At 66.8% G+C, this 20347-nt stretch carries 20 protein-coding genes; 1 reads left to right on the plus strand and 19 read right to left on the minus strand.

Features of this window, described 5'->3' with window-relative positions:
• Positions 1 to 98: 98 nt before the first annotated feature.
• From miaB to V3W46_RS04750, 10 genes are all read right to left on the minus strand, one after another.
• Entirely contained in the window at positions 99 to 1766 is a 1668-nt protein-coding gene (gene miaB, locus V3W46_RS04705) for a tRNA (N6-isopentenyl adenosine(37)-C2)-methylthiotransferase MiaB (RefSeq protein ID WP_443069931.1), read from the minus strand.
• A 149-nt stretch (positions 1767 to 1915) separates the two neighbouring features.
• Entirely contained in the window at positions 1916 to 2635 is a 720-nt protein-coding gene (locus tag V3W46_RS04710) for a regulatory protein RecX (RefSeq protein ID WP_331781936.1), read from the minus strand.
• Between the two features lie 3 nt (positions 2636 to 2638).
• The gene (gene recA, locus V3W46_RS04715; protein ID WP_331781937.1) at positions 2639 to 3724 is read right to left on the minus strand and encodes a recombinase RecA; all 1086 of its coding nucleotides are present in this window, start codon (positions 3722 to 3724) and stop codon (positions 2639 to 2641) included.
• A 349-nt stretch (positions 3725 to 4073) separates the two neighbouring features.
• A complete protein-coding gene (locus V3W46_RS04720) occupies positions 4074 to 4298 on the minus strand; it encodes a DUF3046 domain-containing protein (protein ID WP_331781938.1) in 225 nt (74 codons plus the stop codon).
• A gap of 81 nt (positions 4299 to 4379) precedes the next feature.
• Positions 4380 to 4685 (minus strand): helix-turn-helix domain-containing protein, encoded by a 306-nt coding sequence (locus tag V3W46_RS04725; protein WP_331781939.1) that lies wholly within the window; start codon positions 4683 to 4685, stop codon positions 4380 to 4382.
• A gap of 173 nt (positions 4686 to 4858) precedes the next feature.
• Positions 4859 to 5359: a CinA family protein gene (locus V3W46_RS04730; protein WP_331781940.1), complete on the minus strand. Its 501-nt coding sequence runs from the start codon at positions 5357 to 5359 to the stop codon at positions 4859 to 4861.
• Entirely contained in the window at positions 5356 to 6012 is a 657-nt protein-coding gene (gene pgsA / locus V3W46_RS04735) for a CDP-diacylglycerol--glycerol-3-phosphate 3-phosphatidyltransferase (RefSeq protein WP_331781941.1), read from the minus strand. The genes V3W46_RS04730 and pgsA overlap by 4 nt, the downstream gene beginning before the upstream one ends.
• Before the next feature lie 5 nt (positions 6013 to 6017).
• The gene (locus tag V3W46_RS04740; RefSeq protein ID WP_331781942.1) at positions 6018 to 9014 is read right to left on the minus strand and encodes a DNA translocase FtsK; all 2997 of its coding nucleotides are present in this window, start codon (positions 9012 to 9014) and stop codon (positions 6018 to 6020) included.
• A gap of 66 nt (positions 9015 to 9080) precedes the next feature.
• Positions 9081 to 9566, minus strand: coding sequence for a hypothetical protein (locus tag V3W46_RS04745; protein WP_331781943.1), 486 nt, complete (start codon positions 9564 to 9566; stop codon positions 9081 to 9083).
• A gap of 73 nt (positions 9567 to 9639) precedes the next feature.
• Entirely contained in the window at positions 9640 to 10128 is a 489-nt protein-coding gene (locus V3W46_RS04750; RefSeq protein WP_331781944.1) for a hypothetical protein, read from the minus strand.
• Positions 10129 to 10470: 342 nt separating this feature from the next.
• On the opposite strand from V3W46_RS04750, the gene V3W46_RS04755 reads away from it, so the two are divergent.
• Complete coding sequence (locus tag V3W46_RS04755; protein ID WP_331781945.1) at positions 10471 to 10905, plus strand: hypothetical protein; 435 nt, start codon at positions 10471 to 10473, stop codon at positions 10903 to 10905.
• 229 nt (positions 10906 to 11134) lie between these two features.
• Here V3W46_RS04755 and V3W46_RS04760 read toward each other — a convergent pair whose 3' ends face one another.
• The 9 genes from V3W46_RS04760 to dnaJ form a co-directional block, all read right to left on the minus strand.
• Positions 11135 to 12811 (minus strand): ribonuclease J, encoded by a 1677-nt coding sequence (locus V3W46_RS04760; protein WP_331781946.1) that lies wholly within the window; start codon positions 12809 to 12811, stop codon positions 11135 to 11137.
• A gap of 43 nt (positions 12812 to 12854) precedes the next feature.
• Positions 12855 to 13832 carry a 4-hydroxy-tetrahydrodipicolinate synthase gene (dapA, locus tag V3W46_RS04765; RefSeq protein WP_331782042.1) on the minus strand — a complete coding sequence of 326 codons (978 nt, stop codon included), beginning with the start codon at positions 13830 to 13832 and terminating at the stop codon, positions 12855 to 12857.
• Between the two features lie 259 nt (positions 13833 to 14091).
• Positions 14092 to 15006 (minus strand): GTPase Era, encoded by a 915-nt coding sequence (era, locus tag V3W46_RS04770; RefSeq protein ID WP_331781947.1) that lies wholly within the window; start codon positions 15004 to 15006, stop codon positions 14092 to 14094.
• On the minus strand, positions 15003 to 16373 hold the full coding sequence (locus V3W46_RS04775; protein ID WP_331781948.1) for a hemolysin family protein: 1371 nt from the start codon (positions 16371 to 16373) through the stop codon (positions 15003 to 15005). The genes era and V3W46_RS04775 overlap by 4 nt, the downstream gene beginning before the upstream one ends.
• Entirely contained in the window at positions 16370 to 16837 is a 468-nt protein-coding gene (ybeY, locus tag V3W46_RS04780) for an rRNA maturation RNase YbeY (protein WP_331781949.1), read from the minus strand. Before ybeY ends, V3W46_RS04775 begins: the two co-directional genes overlap by 4 nt.
• Entirely contained in the window at positions 16834 to 18012 is a 1179-nt protein-coding gene (locus V3W46_RS04785) for a PhoH family protein (protein ID WP_443069932.1), read from the minus strand. The genes ybeY and V3W46_RS04785 overlap by 4 nt, the downstream gene beginning before the upstream one ends.
• On the minus strand, positions 17987 to 18367 hold the full coding sequence (locus V3W46_RS04790) for an HIT domain-containing protein (protein ID WP_331781950.1): 381 nt from the start codon (positions 18365 to 18367) through the stop codon (positions 17987 to 17989). The genes V3W46_RS04785 and V3W46_RS04790 overlap by 26 nt, the downstream gene beginning before the upstream one ends.
• A 42-nt stretch (positions 18368 to 18409) precedes the next feature.
• Positions 18410 to 19201 (minus strand): 16S rRNA (uracil(1498)-N(3))-methyltransferase, encoded by a 792-nt coding sequence (locus tag V3W46_RS04795; protein WP_331781951.1) that lies wholly within the window; start codon positions 19199 to 19201, stop codon positions 18410 to 18412.
• Complete coding sequence (dnaJ, locus tag V3W46_RS04800) at positions 19201 to 20316, minus strand: molecular chaperone DnaJ (RefSeq protein WP_331781952.1); 1116 nt, start codon at positions 20314 to 20316, stop codon at positions 19201 to 19203. Before dnaJ ends, V3W46_RS04795 begins: the two co-directional genes overlap by 1 nt.
• Between the last annotated feature and the right edge of the window lie 31 nt (positions 20317 to 20347).

A 20347-nucleotide genomic window follows, 5' to 3' on the forward strand; every position in this document is an offset into this window, starting at 1 on the left:
ACACCGGCCCGGCCGACGCTATCTCGAGTGCTGCCGGCTCAGGCGACACGTGCTCAGGTGACGCCGGATCGGACGACACCGGATCGCGCGTCACTGACTCAGGCGGAGACGACGCGCAGCGACGGCAGGCCGAGGTTCACCGGGCCCACGGCGGATCCCGACGCCGAGCCGCTCGTCGTGGGCACCGCACAGGAGTCGCTCTGCTCGCGTTCCCACGCATCGCCGGCCCGCGTGCGCCGCACGCTGAACGTGCCGGTGGCGTCGGCGATGAGGTAGTACGGCTTGGCGCTGGTGACCACGACAGAGACGATGTCGCCTGGGCGGGGCGGGGTTTCGCCGTCGGGAACCTCGAAGTGCACCAGCCGGCTGTCTTCGGCCCGGCCGCTCAGGCGCTTCGTGTCGGCGTCTTTCCGGCCCTCACCATTGGCGACCAGCAGCTCGACCTGGCGGCCGACGATCTTCTCGTTCTCCTCCCAGGCGATGCGGTCTTGCAGAGCGACGAGACGTTCGTACCGCTCTTGCACGACCTCCTTCGGAACCTGGTCGGCCATCGTCGCGGCCGGCGTGCCGGGGCGGATCGAGTACTGGAAGGTGAAGGCCGTGGCGAACCGTGCCTGCTCGACCACCCGCAACGTCTCCTGGAAGTCTTCTTCAGTCTCGCCGGGGAAACCCACGATGATGTCGGTGCTGATGGCGGCGTGCGGCATGCGTGCTCGCACTCGGTCGAGGATGCCGAGGAACTTCTCTGACCGGTAGGAGCGCTTCATCGCCCGAAGGATGCGGTCGGAGCCCGATTGCAGCGGCATGTGCAGCTGCGGCATCACCGAGGGGGTCTCGGCCATGGCGTCGATCACGTCATCGGTGAAGGCCGCGGGGTGGGGGCTGGTGAAGCGGATGCGCTCCAGGCCCTCGATCTGGCCGGCAGAGCGCAGCAGCTTGCTGAAGGCCTGGCGGTCGCCGAACTCGACCCCATAGGAGTTGACGTTCTGGCCGAGCAGTGTGACCTCGATGGCGCCGTCGTCGACGAGCGTCTGGATCTCACGCAGAACCTCGCCCGGGCGGCGGTCTTTCTCCTTGCCGCGCAGGGCGGGCACGATGCAGAACGTGCAGGTGTTGTTGCAGCCGACAGAGATCGACACCCAGCCGGCGTAGCTCGAATCGCGCTTGGTCGGCAGCGTTGAGGGAAACGTTTCGAGCGAATCGAGGATCTCGAGCTGGGCCTCGCCGTTGTGCCGTGCGCGTTCGAGCAGGCTGGGCAACGCACCCATGTTGTGGGTGCCGAACACCACGTCGACCCACGGCGCCTTCGACAGGATGACCGACTTGTCTTTCTGGGCCAGGCAGCCGCCCACGGCGATCTGCATGCCCTCGTGGCGCTTCTTCACCGAACCGAGGTAGCCGAGGTTGCCGTACAGCTTGTTGTCGGCGTTCTCGCGCACCGCACAGGTGTTGATGACGACCACGTCGGGCTCGCCCGACTCGTCACGCACGTACCCGGCGGCCTCGAGCGAGCCGCTCAGGCGTTCGGAGTCGTGCACGTTCATCTGGCAGCCGTAGGTGCGCACCTCGTACGTTCGCACGCGGCCGGACTCTTCGCGTGCAGCCGGCGAGGGGGCGATGATGGTGGGCGCCTCGACAGAGATGGGTACGGCTTCAGCGCCGGTGCGGCGGGTGCCGGCCGTCAGCACACCCGAACCCAACGAACCCACACCCAGGTGAGTCGTGCTGCTCGCGGTGCTGCCCGTGCGTGTGCTGATGCTGCTCATAGTGGCTCTAGTCTACGGTCGGCCCGCTGCTGGAGTGCCGTACGACCGCGATCGGCCGCCGTGGTGGTTGCGACTGGCCGTCGTGGCGATTGTCAGGTAGACGGCAGCGGAACCGCACCGGCCGCTGCCGGCCGGCCCGCTGCGGAGGCTCAGCGGAAGCGAACGCCGCGGGGCTGGGGGGTGAGGGCCGTCGTGACGGCGGTGCGGATGACGCCCGACGGGTAGCCCTTTCGCATCAGGAACGACGTGAGACGGCGCTCCGCTGTCTCGGCATCGAGCCGGGCGAGAGAGGGTGCCCGCTTCTCTGCCAGCTCGATGGCGCGCTGCAGCTCATCGTCGTCGTCGAGCGACTCGAGCGCCGCACTGATGATCTCGGGCTGGATGTGCCGGGTCGCGAGCTCGTACTTGAGTTGCGACCGGCCGAGGCCCTTGCGACGGTGCAGCGACTCGACGAGCGTCTCGGCGAGGTCGTAGTCGTCGACATAGCGGTTCTCGCGGTAGCGGTCGAGGAAGATCTCGAATTCGCTCTCGTCGACACCGTTCGCCGCGAGCAGCCGAGTCACCTCCCACTCGGAGAGCGACTTGCGGGCGAGCGCGCGCACCACGATGTTCTCAAGGTGCGCCGCGCGCTCGCCTTCGGTCATGGGCGGGTCACCGCCGAGATCATCGATGTCATCGTCGACCTCGACATGATCGATACCGGCCCGATTCGAGGCTCGATCGATACCCGCCCGATTCGAGGCTCGATCGATCCCGGCCCGATTCGAGGCTCGATCGGCAACGAGACGACTCAAATCGACACCATCGGCGCCGCCGGCCGGCGTGGTGGCACCCACCACGCCGGGAAGGTACGTGACCTTCGCCGTCATGGCCTACGCCCCTTTTCGTGCGGCGATCTTCGGGGCCAGCGCTTCGACAGTGCCACCCATCTCGGCTGCAGCCAGCTTCGGGGCGTTCGGGTCTTCGAGCAGGCCGAGCTTCGTCTTGATCTTGTTCTCGATCTCGACGGCGACCTCGGGGTTGTCTTTCAGGAACCGGCGCGAGTTCTCCTTACCCTGGCCGAGCTGTTCGCCGTCGTAGGTGTACCAGGCGCCCGACTTGCGCACGATCTCGTGCTCGACGCCGAAGTCGATGAGGCTGCCCTCGCGCGAGATGCCGATGCCGTAGATGATGTCGAACTCGGCCTGCTTGAAGGGCGGCGCCATCTTGTTCTTGACGACCTTGACGCGGGTGCGGTTACCCACGGCCTCGGTGCCCTCTTTCAGGGTCTCGATGCGGCGGATGTCGAGGCGCACCGATGCGTAGAACTTCAGCGCCTTGCCACCGGCGGTGGTCTCGGGGCTGCCGAAGAACACACCGATCTTCTCGCGCAGCTGGTTGATGAAGATCATCGTGGTGTTGGTCTGGTTGAGACCACCGGTCAGCTTGCGCAGCGCCTGCGACATCAGGCGGGCCTGCAGGCCGACGTGGGAGTCACCCATCTCGCCCTCGATCTCGGCGCGGGGTACGAGCGCGGCCACCGAGTCGATGACGATGAGGTCGATGGAGCCCGAGCGCACCAGCATGTCGGCGATCTCGAGCGCCTGCTCACCGGTGTCGGGCTGCGACACGAGCAGCGAGTCGATGTCGACGCCGAGCTTCTTTGCGTACTCGGGGTCGAGCGCGTGCTCAGCGTCGATGAAGGCGGCGATGCCACCGTTTCGCTGGGCGTTGGCGATGGCGTGCAGGGTGAGCGTGGTCTTACCCGACGACTCAGGGCCGTAGATCTCGACGATGCGGCCCCGGGGAAGCCCGCCGATGCCGAGCGCCACGTCGAGGGCGATCGAGCCGGTCGAGATGGTTTCGACGGGCGCGCGCTCGTCGCTGCCGAGGCGCATCACCGAACCCTTGCCGAACTGGCGGTCGATCTGGGCGAGAGCTGTTTCGAGAGCCTTCTCACGAGTAGCGTCTGAGGGCATTGCTGGTCTCCTTCAATCAGGTGCTCGCCTTGGTTCGAAGAGGCTGTCAGCCCTCGTCGACCCTGCGCCGCGGTTCGGTGCGCCTATAGGCTGTCGCGCCTGCCCTCGAGTCACGCCACGGGTTCGTGGTCATGTCTCGATGCGGCTGACGACAAGGCATATTCGCTTTGTGTTTCTTACCCTCACCACGATAGGAATCACCACCGACACTGCTGCCGACGGGCATCCATTCTGTGGAGAACGCACGAAAAACTCTGCTGTGGAGCACACTAGCAAGACCCGAACATACATTCGAGAGAAACGTGCGGCGTGTCGCCCGATTCGAAGATAAAGACGAAGAGGGGCGCCGCTACTGCCGGGGCTGCGGCAGCCCGACGCCGTACCAGCGACTCTGCGGCACGTCGGCCGCACGACACAGCGCGAGCCAGACACCGCGGATGTCTTCACCGGCCGCGAGGGCCTGTTCGGCGGTGTGGCCCGAGAACTCGTCGAGAACGAGGTCGCCGGTCACCACCCGCCCGTACGAGGGGCCGAACTCATCGGCCACGGCCTGACGGAATTCACTGAGGCGCACGGATGCAGCAGAACCTAACTGTGTGAAAGACGTATGCTCGCCGACGAATCGGCGAGCATACGAGACGAGATGAAACCGGGGTCAGCGGGCAGCGAGCGCGTCGAAACCTGCGACGAAGTCGTCGGGCACGGTGTCAGGAATCGTGTCGATGCCTTCGATGACGGCGAGTCGATCGCCGACCTCGCGCATGATGACCGAGATAGGGGTGTCGAGTGCTTCTGCGACAGAGGCGAGGATTTCGCTCGAGGCTTCTTTCTGGCCACGCTCGACCTCACTGAGGTACCCGAGTGCGACGCTGGCCTTGCTGGCCACCTGGCGAAGGGTTCTGCCCTTCTGAAGACGGAAGTCCCGCAGCACGTCGCCGATCTCTTGACGAACTAAAATCATTGGAGCCTCCTTGCGTGTCTATCTCAGTCGAACGGTGATGAATCGGGTTAGTAACACTACTCGCCCGTTGCACAAACTCTAAACGACGAAGACTGGACTTTGCTTGTTAATGACACCAGGTGTAACGAGATTGAAACCTGAGTCATTCCCACGCAACATCGGGGCCTCGAATCTCAGAACTTCGTGCGCAGAATTCGCACGGCCTCGCTGACCGCTGCGGCCCTGATCTGGTCTCTGCTGCCCTCGAGATGCAGGTCAAAGCTCCACGAGTCGTCACCGATCGCAAGGCCGATGTACACGATTCCGGGCGCCTGCCCGTCTTGCGGGTCGGGGCCGGCCACGCCCGTCGTCGCGATACCGATGCTGGCCGGCGATCCGTCGATGGCGAGGGCGTGGCGAACCCCCTCGGCCATCTGAACCGCGACCGTCGGATGCACGGCGCCGTGACTGCGCAACAGGTTCGAGTCGACGCCCAGCACCGACGCCTTGATCGCCGTGTTGTACGCAACGACCCCGCCCCAGACGACGGTCGACGCGCCGGGCACACGAATCAGCTCGGCCACGAGCAGGCCGCCGGTCAGCGATTCGGCGACGGCGACCGTCTCACCGCGGCGGGTGAGATCGGCGATGAGGCGCGCCGTGAGGTCGACGCCGTCGTCGTCAGTCTCACTCATGCGGCAGCGGTGCCCGCGGGAGTGCCCTTGTTGAGCTTGCGGTCTTGGATCAGGTAGTCGATGCCGGTGATGACGGTCAGGATGAACGCGATCGACATGAGCACGATGTTGATCACGTTGAACGTGATCACGACCGGGTCAGACCCGCCGAACAACGTGGAGAACGGGAACAGGGCGAACGAGATCGCGAACGACTGCGCCAGCGTCTTCAGCTTGCCGCCGCGCGAGGCCGGGATGACCCTCCGCTTGATGACCGCGAACCGCCACACCGTGATGCCGATCTCGCGGATCAGGATGATGATGGTCACCCACCACGGCAGTTCGTTCAGAATCGACAGGCCCACCAGCGCGGCCCCCGTGAGCACCTTGTCGGCGATCGGGTCGAGAATCTTGCCGAGGTCGGTCACCTGGTTGTTCTTGCGCGCGAGGTGGCCGTCGACGCCGTCGGTGGCGATGGCCACCACGAAGAGGATGGCGGCGAGGTAGCGCAGCAGGCCGTCGGAGCCGTTGTCGGCCAGCAGCATGATGAAGAACACCGGTGCCAACAGGATGCGCACGATGGTGATGGCATTCGGCAGGTTCCAGTTGCTGTTCTTCGCTGGAGTGGACGCCGGGGTGGGCGCCGAAGCGCCGGGATCGCCTGGAACGGTCATGGGTACTACTCTCTGCCGGTGAGGCCCCACGCGTCTTCGTCAGATGCCGCCTCTTCTTCAGGATAGCCGGGGCCGGGCTCGGCGAGAGGGTCGGAGTACGACATCTGTGCAGACTCCGCAGAGACGGCGGCCTGTGACGGAGCGGAGTGCTGTGCCGAACCGCCGGCACCGCCAGCACCGGGGCTCACGGCATCCGACCCCCGCAGCATGGCGAGCACCTCGGGCAGCTGGTCGGGCTTCACAAGCACGTCACGGGCCTTCGAACCCTCGGAGGGGCCGACGATCTCGCGCGACTCCATGAGATCCATCAGGCGCCCCGCCTTGGCGAAGCCGACCTTCAGCTTGCGCTGCAGCATCGACGTCGAACCGAACTGCGTGTTCACGACGAGCTCGGCGGCCTGCAGCAGCACCTCGAGATCGTCGCCGATGTCGGAGTCGATCTGCTTGCTGACCGCCGCGACGGTCACGTCATTGCGGTACTCGGGCCGCGCCTGCCGGGTGACGTGCTGAACGACCTTCTCGATCTCGCTCTCGCTCACCCACGCGCCCTGCACGCGGATCGACTTCGACGCGCCCATCGGCAGGAAGAGCGCGTCGCCCTGCCCGATGAGCTTGTCGGCACCCGGCTGGTCGAGGATGACCCGCGAGTCGGTGACGCTCGTCACCGCGAACGCGAGCCGCGAGGGCACGTTTGCCTTGATGAGCCCCGTCACGACGTCGACCGACGGGCGCTGCGTGGCGAGCACGAGGTGGATTCCGGATGCCCGGGCCAGCTGTGTGATGCGCACGATCGAGTCTTCGACATCTCTCGGCGCCACCATCATGAGGTCGGCGAGCTCGTCGACCACGACCAGCAGGTACGGGTACGGCTTGAGCACGCGATGGCTGCCGACGGGCAGGATGATCTCGTTGTTCACAACGGCGCGGTTGAAGTCGTCGATGTGCCTGAAGCCGAAGCTCTCGAGGTCGTCGTAGCGCATGTCCATCTCCTTCACGACCCAGGCCAGCGCTTCGGCGGCCTTCTTCGGGTTCGTGATGATGGGCGTGATGAGGTGCGGTACGCCCTGATAGGCCGTGAGCTCGACGCGCTTCGGGTCGATGAGCACCATGCGCACCTCGGAGGGCTTGGCGCGCATCAGGATGCTCGTGACCATCGAGTTGACGAAGCTCGACTTGCCCGAGCCGGTCGAGCCGGCCACCAGGAGGTGGGGCATCTTGGCGAGGTTCGCGATGATGAACTTGCCCTCGACGTCTTTGCCGACACCGATGGTCATCGGGTGCAGGTCGTTGGTCGCCTTCGCCGAGCGCAGCACGTCGCCGAGCACGACGATCTCGCGGTCGGTGTTCGGAATCTCGACGCCGATGGCGCTGCGGCCCGGGATGGGCGACAGGATGCGCACTTCGTTGCTGGCGACCGCGTAGGAGAGGTTCTTGCTGAGCGCCGTGACCCGCTCGACCTTCACGCCCGGGCCGAGCTCGATCTCGTAGCGCGTGACGGTCGGGCCGCGCGAGAACCCGGTGACCTTGGCGTCGACCTGGAACTGCTGCAGTACGTTCGTGATCGCGGCCACGATGTCATCGTTCGCCTGGGAGCGCGCCTTCGAGGGCTCGCCGAGCGACAGGGAGGCGGCCGGGGGCAGCGAGTAGTTCTGCGCCTCCTGCTCCTTCACCTCGGAGAGGGAGAGGAAGCGGTCATCCACGACGCCAGTGGCGCTCTGGTCGGCGCCCATGCCGGGCAGGGTGGCGGCCGCGCCCACGCCCGAACCGGCGGCGGTCGCCGAACCAGCGGCCGCGCCAGCGCCAGCTGCCGCGCCAGACCCGAAGAGCACGCCGGTGAATGAGGCCGTGGTGTCGGTCGCCGAGTCGTCGCGGATGCCCGTGGCAGTCTTCGAGCCCGGCAGGATCTCGCCCGTGAACCGCTTCACGGCGTTCTCGGCCGCCTCCATGTCGTCGAGCACCGACGCGCCGAAGCTCGCCGTGCTGTCGATGACCTCGGTTGCCGGAGTGCGGTCTTCGACGAACGTACGGTCGACGACGGTGTTGTCGACCGCGGTCGTCGGAATGATCGGGCTGTCGAAGGCCGGGTCTTCTTCGCGACCGCTCTTGTTGCGGCGCCACCACGGCAGCGAATCGTCGACGTCTTCGAAGTCGAGCTGCAGGTCATCCGTCGACGTGTTCTTGTCGGCCTTCGCCGATCGGGCAGCCTTCGCCTCTGCGGCATCGCGGGGTTCGCGCGGCTGAGGAGCCTCGCCGAACGCTGCGCCGAAGAGGTACGTGTACAGCTCGCGGATGCGCGACCCGAGCTTGTTCGGCGGCGTCTTCGTGATGATGAAGAGCGAGAGAATCAGCAGCAGCGAGATGAGGATGGTTGCGCCGATCGACGTCGTGATCAGCACCAGCGGGGCGGCGATCACCCAGCCGAGCACTCCCCCGGCGTCGGCGAGGGCCTCCATGCCGTCGGCCGGCGAGGGCTGGGCGCTGAACACGTGACAGAGCCCCGACACGCTGAGCAGCAGGATGCCCAGGCCGATGCCGATGCGGCCGTTGTCGTTAACGGAGTTCGGATGCCGGAACAGCCAGATGGCGAGCAGGAACATGACGACCGGCAGCGCATACGCGACCTTGCCGAAGAGGCCGCCGAACGTGTAGGCGTCGAGCAGGTTCGCCACCGGGTTCGCCACCAAGAACCACTCGACGACCGCGCCCGCGATCGCCAGCAGCACCAGCAGAAACGGGAAGCCGTCGCGGCGCTCCTCCTTGGCGAGCTTCTCGTGCCCGAAGGCGCGTGCGGCGCCGCCCACCAGGTGCGCGAGGCCGAGGTACATGGCGCCGAACGGGCCGGGGCCTTGCTCTTCGACCGGATACTTCAGCGTCTTCTGCACAGTGGTCGGCGCAGTTCGGTTCGCGGGTTTGCGCGCGCTGGCGCCACCACCCGCCGCGGCACCGCTCTTCGCCGCTCCCGCGCCGCGGGCGCGTGAGTTCGACCTGGTACTCGTAGCCATGCGCCTACGCTACTGTCGCCGCACCCGTTCGGGCGGTAGCCGCTCCGGCTGGCCGCCGATTGCCGCTCAGTACGCACCGCCTCGCGGCCGCACGACCGTCACCAACTGGCCCCAGATCAAGCTTCCCATCCTGTGGTCGTCGAGCCGGGTCACCTGAGCCTGACTGAACGCGACAGTTCGGCCGTCTCGGGTGTTCGCCGACAGGAAGCAGACATGGCCGACTTCGGGCAATGGGAGATGCGCCAGCAAGGTGAGGGCGCCAGAGCTGGCGCGCACACTGACCGGATAGGAAATCTCGTCGTTGCAGGAAATATGAGCAGAAATGTCGATGCTGGACGCGTTGCGGACGAATATGTCTGCCTCGAGCGAGGCATAGGTGCGATCATCGGCACCTGGGTCGGGAACGGAAAACGTGACGTAGCCGAGATTGGGGTAGCCCGTTGTCGGCGCACCATCGGCGTGAGCGGCAGCTGCGCCGCCGAAAGCGAGCGCGATCGCCGCCACACCCGTGAGGCTAACAGCTGTAATTCGTTTGCGAAGTGCGGAGGTCATAATTTGTCCTTTCAGGAGGTCTTACCTGAGAGATACAGATCAATTGAATCCATTACGCGAGTTCCTCACACTGTCAGTACGCACCGCCGCGCGGCGGCACGACGACTGGCACCGCGAGCACTGAGCCCGAGAGCGCGAGCGACCAGTAGCCGTAGGCGGCAGGCGACCAGCCGGTAGTACTGAGGCGCACCTCGCGGCCCAGGGGTGCGGTGGTCTGGATGCGGCAGGTGTGGCCTTCTTCGACGGGCGGGATCGACAGGAGGGTGCTGATCGCCGTCGAGCCGTCGGGCAGCGGCGGGCTGGACACGCGCTGCAGCGAGACCGAGTAGCTGTTGAGATCGTCGCAGGTCACGAAGATGGCGTAGCCGGCAAGGCTGTCGGATGCCCGCAATCCCCCGATGGCTCCGTAGATGTTGAGGTAGTGCGCCTGGGGGTTGCCCCACGTCGGCAGCGTCGTGTTGATGACGGTGCTCGGCGGCGTGGCTGGGTCGGCGAGGGCCGTGCCGGCGACGACCTGGCTGCCAGTAACCGCGACGAGACCCAGCAGAGCTGATGCGGCCACGACGCGGGCGCGCCCTCGAACAACCGCGCCCGCGTGGCGTGAGGCGCGTCCTGGCTTGTCAGCGGAACCGAGCGCGGTGAGGTGTGGGAACGCGGAGGGCGGTGGGTACATGGGGGCTCTTTCTGTGAAGGATCGTCTACACAGAGAGAGGGGCGACGGCCGCATTCATTACGCGACTACAGCGACGCCGACCGCACCCCGTCACACAGCCGCACCCCGTCACGCAGCCGCACCCCCCACGGGACGCTCGCCTCCGCGTCAGCTCGCACCGCGTCAGTACTGCTGACCGCGTCCGGGCGGAACTACGGTGACCAGTGCTCCGGAGATGTGCACATTCGGGGTGTGAAGCGCGAAAGAGCCGAGATTGGTGAGCTGGATCGCGCGGTAGACCTGATCGACCGTGACGAAAAGCGTGCACGTCCTTCCGATTTCAGAGTCGGGGATGCTATCGCGAAAGGTGATTTGGCCGGGATCGGCGCCCGCCCGACCGGCCACTGGGCAGCTCGTGCCGTCGCTGCACACCGTCTCGAACGAGAAGTCCGACAACTGGAGAGTTCCGATGTTGGTGATGGAATAACCGTAGAGGTCGATCCCATGACCGTAGGGATCACTCGGCACCGTGAACGTGAGAGCGGCGTGGTCGACGACGTCGACGCCCCTGAGCTCGACGCTGAGCCGAACCAGAGACCGACGGCGGCTGATGTCGCCAATCCGACAAAACCGATCCGGGTGCGACTTCTGACTGTCATGAGAACCCCCTTCGAAAGCCTCTACTGACAGACAATCGAATCAGGTCCATTCATTACGCGACATCCGACACAGATTCGATCAGGCCCCGATGACCACCAACGGATGCGTGAAGGGAGCCGAATTCATCCGCGGATTCGAAACAGTTGTCTGAACTGACACCGTTCCGAACCCGCCGCTGGATTCCGCGGCGAGCACCGCGGTTGACGATTCGGAGTCCTCGCACCCAGCCACTTCGCCAGACTGAACGCGTATTCGGTCAGGCCTCAATGACGACCGGCACGATCATGGGGCGACGACGGAAGGAGGTGTTGACCCAGCGCCCGACGGTGCGGCGAACGACCTGCTGCAGCGCATGCGTGTCGTTGGTGCCGTTGCCCACGGCCTCCATGAGGGCTGCCGCGATCTTCGGCTTCACCTTGTCGAAGACCGACTCGTCTTCGGCGAAGCCCTTGGCGTGGATCTCGGGGCCGACGACGATGCGGCCGGTGCCGGCCTCGACGACGACGATGATCGAGATGAAACCCTCTTCGCCGAGGATGCGGCGGTCTTTGAGGTCGTCGTCGGTGATCTCGCCGACGCTGGTGCCGTCGACGTAGACGAAACCGAGGTCGTACTGGCCCACGACCCGTGCCACGCCGTTGCGCAGGTCGACGACGGTGCCGTCTTCGGCGATGATCGTGTTCTGCTCGGGCACACCCGTCTCGATGGCGAGCTTCTGGTTGGCGACCAGGTGCCGGTATTCGCCGTGCACCGGCATCACATTCTTCGGCTGCAGGATGTTGTAGCAGTAGAGCAGCTCACCGGCCGCGGCGTGGCCGGAGACATGCACCTTGGCGTTGCCCTTGTGCACGACCGTCGCGCCCAGCTTGGTGAGGCCGTTGATCACGCGGTAGACCGCGTTCTCGTTGCCCGGGATGAGCGAGGAGGCGAGGATGACCGTGTCACCGGGCCCGACCTCGATCTGGTGCTCGAGGTTGGCCATGCGCGACAGCACCGCCATGGGCTCACCCTGCGAACCGGTCGACATGTACACGATCTTGTCGTCGGGGATGTCGCCGGCTTTCTTGAAATCGACCAGCACTCCCTCGGGCACCTTGAGGTAGCCGAGCTCGGCGGCGATGGTCATGTTGCGCACCATGGAGCGGCCGAGCAGGGCCACTCGGCGGCCGTTGGCTTGTGCGGCATCCAGAACCTGCTGCACCCGGTGCACGTGCGAGGAGAAGCTCGCGACGATGACACGGCGCGGAGCGTGTGCGATGACGTTCTCGAGCACGGGGCCGATGGTGCGCTCTGACGGCGTGAAGCCGGGCACGTCGGCGTTGGTCGAGTCGACGAGGAACAGGTCGACGCCGGCCTCGCCGAGGCGGGCGAAGGCGCGCAGGTCGGTGATGCGGTCGTCGAGGGGCAGCTGGTCCATCTTGAAGTCGCCGGTGTGCAGCACGACACCTGCGGCGGTCTTGATGGCGACAGCCAGAGCATCCGGAATCGAGTGGTTCACCGCGACGAACTCGAGCTCGAACGGGCCGAGGTGCTCGGTCTGGCCCTCTTCGACCTGGAAGGTGTAGGGCTTGATGCGGTGCTCTTTGAGCTTGGCCTCGACGAGCGCGAGGGTGAGCCCCGACCCGATCAGCGGGATGTCGTTCTTCAGGCGCAGCAGGTACGGCACCGCTCCGATGTGGTCTTCGTGGCCGTGCGTGAGCACGATGCCGACGACGTCGTTCAGGCGCCCCCGCACCAGCGAGAAGTCGGGCAGGATGAGGTCGACGCCCGGCTGGGTCTCTTCGGGGAAGAGCACCCCGCAGTCGACGATGAGCAGCTTGCCGTTGATCTCGAAGACGGTCATGTTGCGACCGATCTCGCCGAGACCGCCGATGGGGATGATGCGCAGCGTATCGCTGGTGAGTTTCTGTGGTTCGTATACGGCGTTGGGCATATGCCCTCCTATTTCACAAATTCGGTGTCTGGACCAGCGCGCGTCATTCGCGCGTGGTGCCCGGAATTTTCGGCAGCGCGCCACCGGCAGCAGCGTTGCGATCAGGGCGGAAGTTCTTGAAAGAGACCCCGGGGATGCTGCGCACGAGGTCGATTTCGTCTTCGATCTTCGCCGCCTCCCACTCTTCGGGGCCGACGAGCGGGAGCCTGACGCGCGGGCTCGAGATGCGCCCGAGGCCGTGCAGGATGTACTTGGCCGCGACCGTTCCGGGCACATGGGTCATGGTGGCGCGAACGAGCGGCTCGAGCGTCTGGTGCATGGCGGTCGCAGTGGCGAGGTCGCCCGCATTCACCGCGTCGATCATGATGCGGTAGGGGCGGGCGGCGATGTTGTTGGTGACGCCGATCAGCCCCGTCGCGCCGATCGACAGGTGCGGCAGCACGTTGGAGTCGTCGCCCGAGAAGTACATCAGGTCGGTCTGGTTGAGCACCCGGCTCACCTCGCTGAAGTCGCCCTTGGCGTCTTTGATGGCGATGATGTTCGGGTGCTTCGCGGCGCGCAGAATGGTGTCGTAGCTGATCGGGATGCCCGTGCGACCGGGGATGTCGTACAGGATGACCGGCAGGTCGGTCGCGTCGGCGATCATGCGGAAGTGCGTGAGCACCCCCGCCTGCGTGGGCTTGTTGTAGTACGGCGTGACGACGAGGTTGCCGTCGGCGCCCGCCTTCTCGCTCTGCTTCGCGAGCTGCATGGCGTGCGCGGTCTCGTTCGAGCCGCCGCCCGTGATGATCTTGGCGCGGCCGTCGGCGACCGACTTGCCGACCTCGACGAGCCGGATCTTCTCGGCGTCGGTGAGCGTCGACGTCTCGCCGGTCGTGCCCGACACGACGATGCCGTCGGCCCCGTCGGTGATGACTGTGTCGATGTGCTTCTCGACACTGGCCCAGTCGACCTCGCCGTCGGCGGTGAACGGAGTCACCAGGGCGACGAGCACCTGCCCGAAAGGGTTGTCGATAGTCATTGAAGCCACGATTACAGGGTAGCGGTGAAAGTCGTGAGCGAAGTCCGGTTTCGATACGCTGCGCTACTCAACCGGCGAGCCCGGAGCGGCGAAGTGCGGTTTCGATACGCTGCGCTACTCAACCGGCGAGCCCGCGGGCCCAGGAGCGACGAAGTCCGGTTTCGATACGCTGCGCTACTCAACCGGCGTGCCCGCGGGTTGAGTAGCGACGAAGTCGCGTATCGAAACCAGGGCGCCGACCGACCGTCGCCGAATCCGATCAGAACCCGAGCCTGCCCAACTGCTTCGCATCGCGCTGCCAGTCTTTGGCCACCTTGACCCGGATGCTCAGAAACACCTGCTTGCCGACGAGCGGCTCGATCGACGCCCTCGCCCTGGCCCCCACCTCGCCGAGCCGGGCCCCCGACTTGCCGATGATGATGCCCTTCTGGCTGTCGCGCTCGACGAACAGGTTCGCGTAGATCTCGACCAGGTCGCGGTCGTCACGCTCGATCATGTCGTCGATGGTGACGGCGATGGAGTGCGGCAGCTCGTCTTGCACGCCTTCGAGCGCGGCCTCGCGGATGAGTTCTGACACCCGCGACTCGAGGCCCTCATCGGTCTTCTGGTCGTCGGGGTACAGCTTGTCTGACTCGGGCAGCAGCCTGATCAGTTCGGCCGTCAGAATGTCGAGCTGCAGGTTGCTGGTCGACGAGATCGGGATGATCGCCTCCCAGTCGCGCAGCTGCGACACCGCCAGCAGGGCCTCCGCCACGGCGGGGCGTGAGGCGGCATCGATCTTCGTGACGATGGCGACCTTCTTCGCGCGGGGAAAGTTGTCGAGCTGCTCGTTGATGAACTTGTCGCCCGGGCCGAGCTTCTCGTCGGCGGGCACGCAGAAGCCGATCACGTCGACATCGCCGAGCGTGTCTTGCACCACCGAGTTCAGCCGCTCGCCGAGGAGCGTGCGCGGGCGGTGCATACCCGGGGTGTCGACCAGGATGAGCTGGCCGTCGGGGCGGTGCACGATACCGCGGATCGCCCGCCTGGTGGTCTGCGGTTTCGAGCTGGTGATGGCGACCTTCTCGCCGACCAGCGCGTTGGTGAGCGTCGACTTGCCCACGTTGGGCCGGCCGACGAACGAGATGAAGCCGGCTCGGAAGCCGGGTGCTGAGATGAAGTCTGAGCCGGTCATACTGACCCCTTTTCGGGCTGTTTCCGTGGTTCGGGTTGGCGCTTCGGCGCGGCCAGGGTCTGCGGCCGGGTGTCGGTGCTCACGTTCTCGGGCGCCGCCGTGGTCGCGTCACGCTGCACGATCACTGTACTGATTCGCTTGCGGCGGCCGTCGGTTCGCTCGGCCGTGAGGGTGAGCCCGGCGGTGTGGGCGACCGAACCCTGCACCGGCAGCCGGCCGAGCGCCTTGCCGAGCAGACCGCCGACCGAGTCGACGTCGTCGTCGTCGAGCTCGAGGCCGAACAGCTCGCCGAGCTCGTCGACCGGCAGCCGGGCGCTGACCCGGTAGACGCCGAACGACAGCTCTTCGACCTCGACGACCTCTCGGTCGTATTCGTCGGAGATGTCGCCGACCAGCTCTTCGATGAGGTCTTCGAGGGTGACGAGACCGGCGATTCCGCCGTACTCGTCGACGACCATGGCCAGGTGGTTCGATTCGAGCTGCATCTGGCGCAGTGTGTCGTCGACCTTCTTCGACTCCGGGATGAACAGGGCCGGCTTGGCCAGCTCTGCCACCGTGACCACGTCGACCTTCTTCGGCTTCTCATGGCTGAGCCGCGCGGCATCGCGCAGGTACAGGATGCCCGTGATCTCGTCGACGTCGTCGGCCACCACGGGCATCCGGCTCACCCCGCGGCTGAGAAAGAGGCCCATGCTCTGGCCGACGGTGGCGCCCTGCTCGACCGTGACCATGTCGGTGCGCGGAATCATCACCTCGCGCACGACGGTGTCGTTGAACTCGATGATCGAGTGGATCAGTTCGCGGTCGTCTTCTTCGAGCACGTCGAGCTCGGTGGCCTCGTCGACCATGCTGAGCAGCTGCTCTTCAGACGAGAAGGTGGCCGAGCGCGGGCGGCCCGGCGTGACGCGGTTGCCGATGGCGACGAGGGCGTTCGCTACAGGCCCGAGCAGAACGCGCAGCAGGTGCACCAGAACGGCGGTGAGCCGCAACACGATGCGCGAGTGCACGCGCCCCACGCTGCGCGGGCTCGAGCCGACGAGCACGAACGAGACACCCGTCATGATGAGGATCGACAGCACCAGCGCGAGCCAGATCTCGTCGAGGCTGAACGCCAGCGCGATGGTGACCAGCACGGCGGCCGAGGTCTCGACGACGACGCGCACGAAGTTGACCACGTTGATGTGGGCGCCGGTGTCTTCGGCGATGGCACGCAGCGACCGGGGCGCGCGCGAGTTCTCGGCCAGCTCGAGGATGTCTGCCCTCGACAGCGAGGCCATCGCCGAGTCTGCCGCCGCGAACAGGCCGCCGAAAACGACGAGAACGAAGGCGACTGCGATGAACGGGCCGACGAGCGAGAGGGAGTTCATGTTCGGCGGCGACGCTCCGTCAGGGCGAAGCCGACCAGGATGTCGCCCTGGATGCCGAACATCTCTTTCTCTTCGGCGGGCTCGGCGTGGTCGAAGCCGAGCAGGTGCAGCAGGCCGTGGGTGGTGAGGAGCAGCAGCTCTTCGAGGGTGGAGTGGCCGGCGGTCTGGGCCTGCGCCTCGGCCACCTGCGGGCAGAGCACGATGTCACCGAGCAGGCCGGGGGGCGTGGGAGCCTCCTCCGTACCGGGCCGCAGTTCGTCCATCGGGAAGCTGAGCACGTCGGTGGGGCCGGGTTCGTCCATCCACTGCACGTGCAGCTGCTCCATCGCGGCCTCGTCGACCAGCACGATCGCCAGTTCGGCGTCGGGATGCACGTGCAGCTGGTCGAGGGCGTAGGTCGACAACCGCAACAGCGCCTGCTCGTCGACCGGGATCGACGACTCGTTGTTGACTTCGATGCTCATGCGGGGTCTCCCTGGGTGGTGGCCGCGGATGGCGCGGTGGTCGGGGCGGCCGGCGCGGCCTGCGCGGCGGTCGGGGCGGCGGGCGCGGCCTGCGCGGCCGCCCGGCGGGCAGCCGCCTGCGCCCGGTTGGCCAGCTGCGTCTGCTCGTACCCGGTGTAGGCGTCGACGATCTGGCCGACGAGCGAGTGCCGCACCACGTCGGCGCTGGTCAGCGTGGCGAAGTGGATGTCGTCGATGCCGTCGAGCACCCCTCGCACGACCTGCAGACCGCTGGTGCCGACCGGCAGGTCGACCTGCGTGATGTCGCCCGTGACGACCATGTGCGAGCCGAAGCCCAGGCGGGTCAGGAACATCTTCATCTGCTCGGGCGTCGTGTTCTGCGCCTCGTCGAGCACGATGAACGAGTCGTTGAGGGTGCGGCCACGCATGTAGGCCAGCGGCGCCACCTCGATGGTGCCCGTCGCGAGGAGCTTCGGCACCACCTCGGGATCGAGCATCTCGTTGAGGGCGTCGAAGAGCGGCCGCAGGTACGGGTCGATCTTGTCGGTCAGCGAACCGGGCAGATAGCCCAGCCGCTCGCCGGCCTCGACCGCGGGCCGGGTCAGGATGATGCGGTTGACCTCTTTGCGCTGCAGGGCCTGCACGGCCTTCGCCATGGCGAGGTACGTCTTGCCGGTTCCCGCCGGGCCGATGCCGAACACGATGGTGTTCTCATCGATCGCGTCGATGTACTGCTTCTGCCCGAGCGTCTTGGCCCGAACCGTTCGGCCTCGGGCGCTCAGGATGGGCTGGCCGAGCGCGTCAGACGGGCTGGTCGTGCTGCCGGAGTCGAGCATCCGCGCCGACGCCGTCACCTCGATCTCGGTGAGCTCGTCGTTGCCGTTTCGCACCATCTCGACGAGCTCGTCGATCAGACGGTGCGCCGACTCGACATCGGCCTCGGGGCCCTGCAGGGTGATCTCGTTGCCCCGCACGTGCAGCCCCACCGTGGGGTACTGCTTCTCGACGAGGGTGACCAGCCGGTCTTGCGGGCCGAGCAGGCGCACCATGGCGAGCCCGTCGACGTGGATGACCGCGTCGGAGAGCGCGCCGCCGCCGCTCGGGTCTGCGCCGGCGCGCGCAGCGGCGCCACGACCGTTCGCTAACGACTCAGAACGTGGCAAGTGAACCCTCATCGCTCGCGGTGGTGCTGCCGCCGTCGGGCCAGGCGAGAACGTGGGCGTGCACGTGGAAGACGGTCTGCCCGGCCCCCTCGCCCGTGTTGAAGATGAGCCGGAAGTCGCTGCCCGCGTGTTCGGCGGCGACATCGTTCGCTATGGCGACCACCTCGGCGAGCAGCCCGGGGTCGCCCGCGGCCAGCTCGACGACGTTCGCATACTGTTCGGTCTTCGGCACCACCAGCAGGTGCACCGGCGCCTTGGGTGCCACGTCGGCGAACGCGATCACGCGCTCGGTCTCGGCCACGATGGTCGCCGGAATCTGACGCGCGACGATGCGGCTGAAGATGGAGGGCTCGGTTGAAGCTGGCATGTCGTCCATCTTAAGGTGAGCAGCTGACAGACCGCCCGGTCGTCACCACCGGCCCAGCAGCACGTTCAGCGCGGCGAGCCCCGCGGGCCCCGCCGACGAGGTGCGCAGGATGCCGGGCCCGAGCCGCACGGCGGTGGCGCCGGCCTTCGTCAGGTCGTCGAGCTCACGTTCGGCGATGCCGCCCTCGGGGCCCACGACCAGCACGAGGTCGGGCAGGGTGCTGTCGGGGTTCTGGGCGACGCCCTCCCCCGCGATGTCGCTCTGCGCGACGGCGGCGAGGTCGACAGAGCTGATCGGATGCTCGGCGGTGGGCTCGAGAATGAGCACCCGGGTGCGCTCGGCGAGGGCGACGAGCTCTTTCGTCGTGTGCAGCCCGCTCACCTCGGGCACCCACGCACGGATCGACTGTTTCGTCGCCTCGCGCACGACACTGCGCCAGCGGTCGATGCCCTTCGCGACCTTGTCGCCCACCCAGCGCGACACCGACCGTTCGGCCGCCCAGGGCACCACGCCGTCGATGCCGAGCTCGGTGGCCGCCTGGATGGCCAGTTCGTCGCGGTCGCCCTTGGCGAGCGCCTGCACGAGCCAGATCGAGAGCTCGGGCACCGGAACGTCGAGCACGTGCGTCACCGCGATGCTCAGCACGGTGCTCGAGACCGCGATGACGGGCCCGGTGACCATCAGCCCGCGGCCGTCGCCGATGGAGGTCTCCTCGCCGACGCGCAGCCGGTTCACCTTCACGGCGTGCTTCTGCTCGTCGCCGTGCAGCGAGACGACGTCAGAGACGTCGTGCGGAATGTCGCGCAGGTCTTCGCGCAGGTACAGCGAGGCCATCAGTTCAGAAAACGGTCGCGCAGCTTCGAGAACAGCCCCTGCTGGAACTGCCCGAGCGACGGGGCCGGGTACTTGTGGGCGGCTGCCAGCTGCTTGACCAGCTCTTTCTGCTTGTGGTCGAGCTTCGTCGGCGTCACCACCTGGATGCCGATCTTCAGGTCGCCCCGGCCGCCGCCGCGCAGCTTGGTCACACCGCGCGACTTGACCGTGACCACCTCAGAGCTCTGGATGCCCGCCTTCAGCTCGATCTCGACGTCGCCGTCGAGCGCGTTGACGGTGGTCGTGGTGCCGAGCACCGCGTCCCACATCTGCACCTCGAGGGTGCAGAGGATGTCGTCGCCGTTGCGGCTGAACACGTCGTGGTGCCGCACCTTCACCTCGAGGTAGAGGTCGCCCTGCGGGCCGCCCGCGGGGCCGACCTCGCCCTGGCCGGGCATCTGCAGGCGCAGGCCGGTGTCGACGCCGGCGGGGATGTCGACGGGAATGATGCGTCGCGCGCGGACGCGACCCTGGCCCTGGCAGGTGACGCAGGGCGCGGGGATGATCGTGCCGAAGCCGCGGCAGGTGCCGCACGGCGAGCTGGTCATCACATTGCCGAGCAGCGAGCGCACGGTGCGCGAGATCTGGCCGGTGCCGTGGCAGATGTCGCAGGTGACCTCAGAGGTGCCCGGCTGCGCGCACGAGCCGTGGCAGGTCTCGCAGATGACCGCTGTGTCGACCTCGAGGTCGCGGTGGGTGCCGAAGATGACCTCGCCGAGGTCGACCTCGACGCGCAGCAGGGCGTCCTGCCCGCGTTCGGCACGCGAGCGCGGGCCGCGCTGGCCGCCCTGCTGGCCGCCGAAGAACGTCTCGAAGATGTCGCCGAAGCCGCCGAATCCCTGGGCGCCTGCGCCACCGCCCCCGAAACCGGCCTGCGGGCCGCGATCGTAGCTCTGGCGCTGCCCGGGGTCGCTCAGCACGTCATAGGCGTGCGTCACCGCCTTGAAGCGCTCTTCGGCATCCGGGCTCGAGTTCACGTCGGGGTGCAGCTCGCGCGCGAGGCGACGGTACGCCTTCTTGATTTCATCAGCACTCGCGTCGCGTTCGACACCGAGTACGTCGTAGTGGTCAGCCACGAAGGGCCTCTCCTTTGCGTTTGGGTGGGTT

This window comes from Subtercola sp. YIM 133946 (assembly GCF_036553535.1).
Lineage (GTDB): Bacteria > Actinomycetota > Actinomycetes > Actinomycetales > Microbacteriaceae > Subtercola.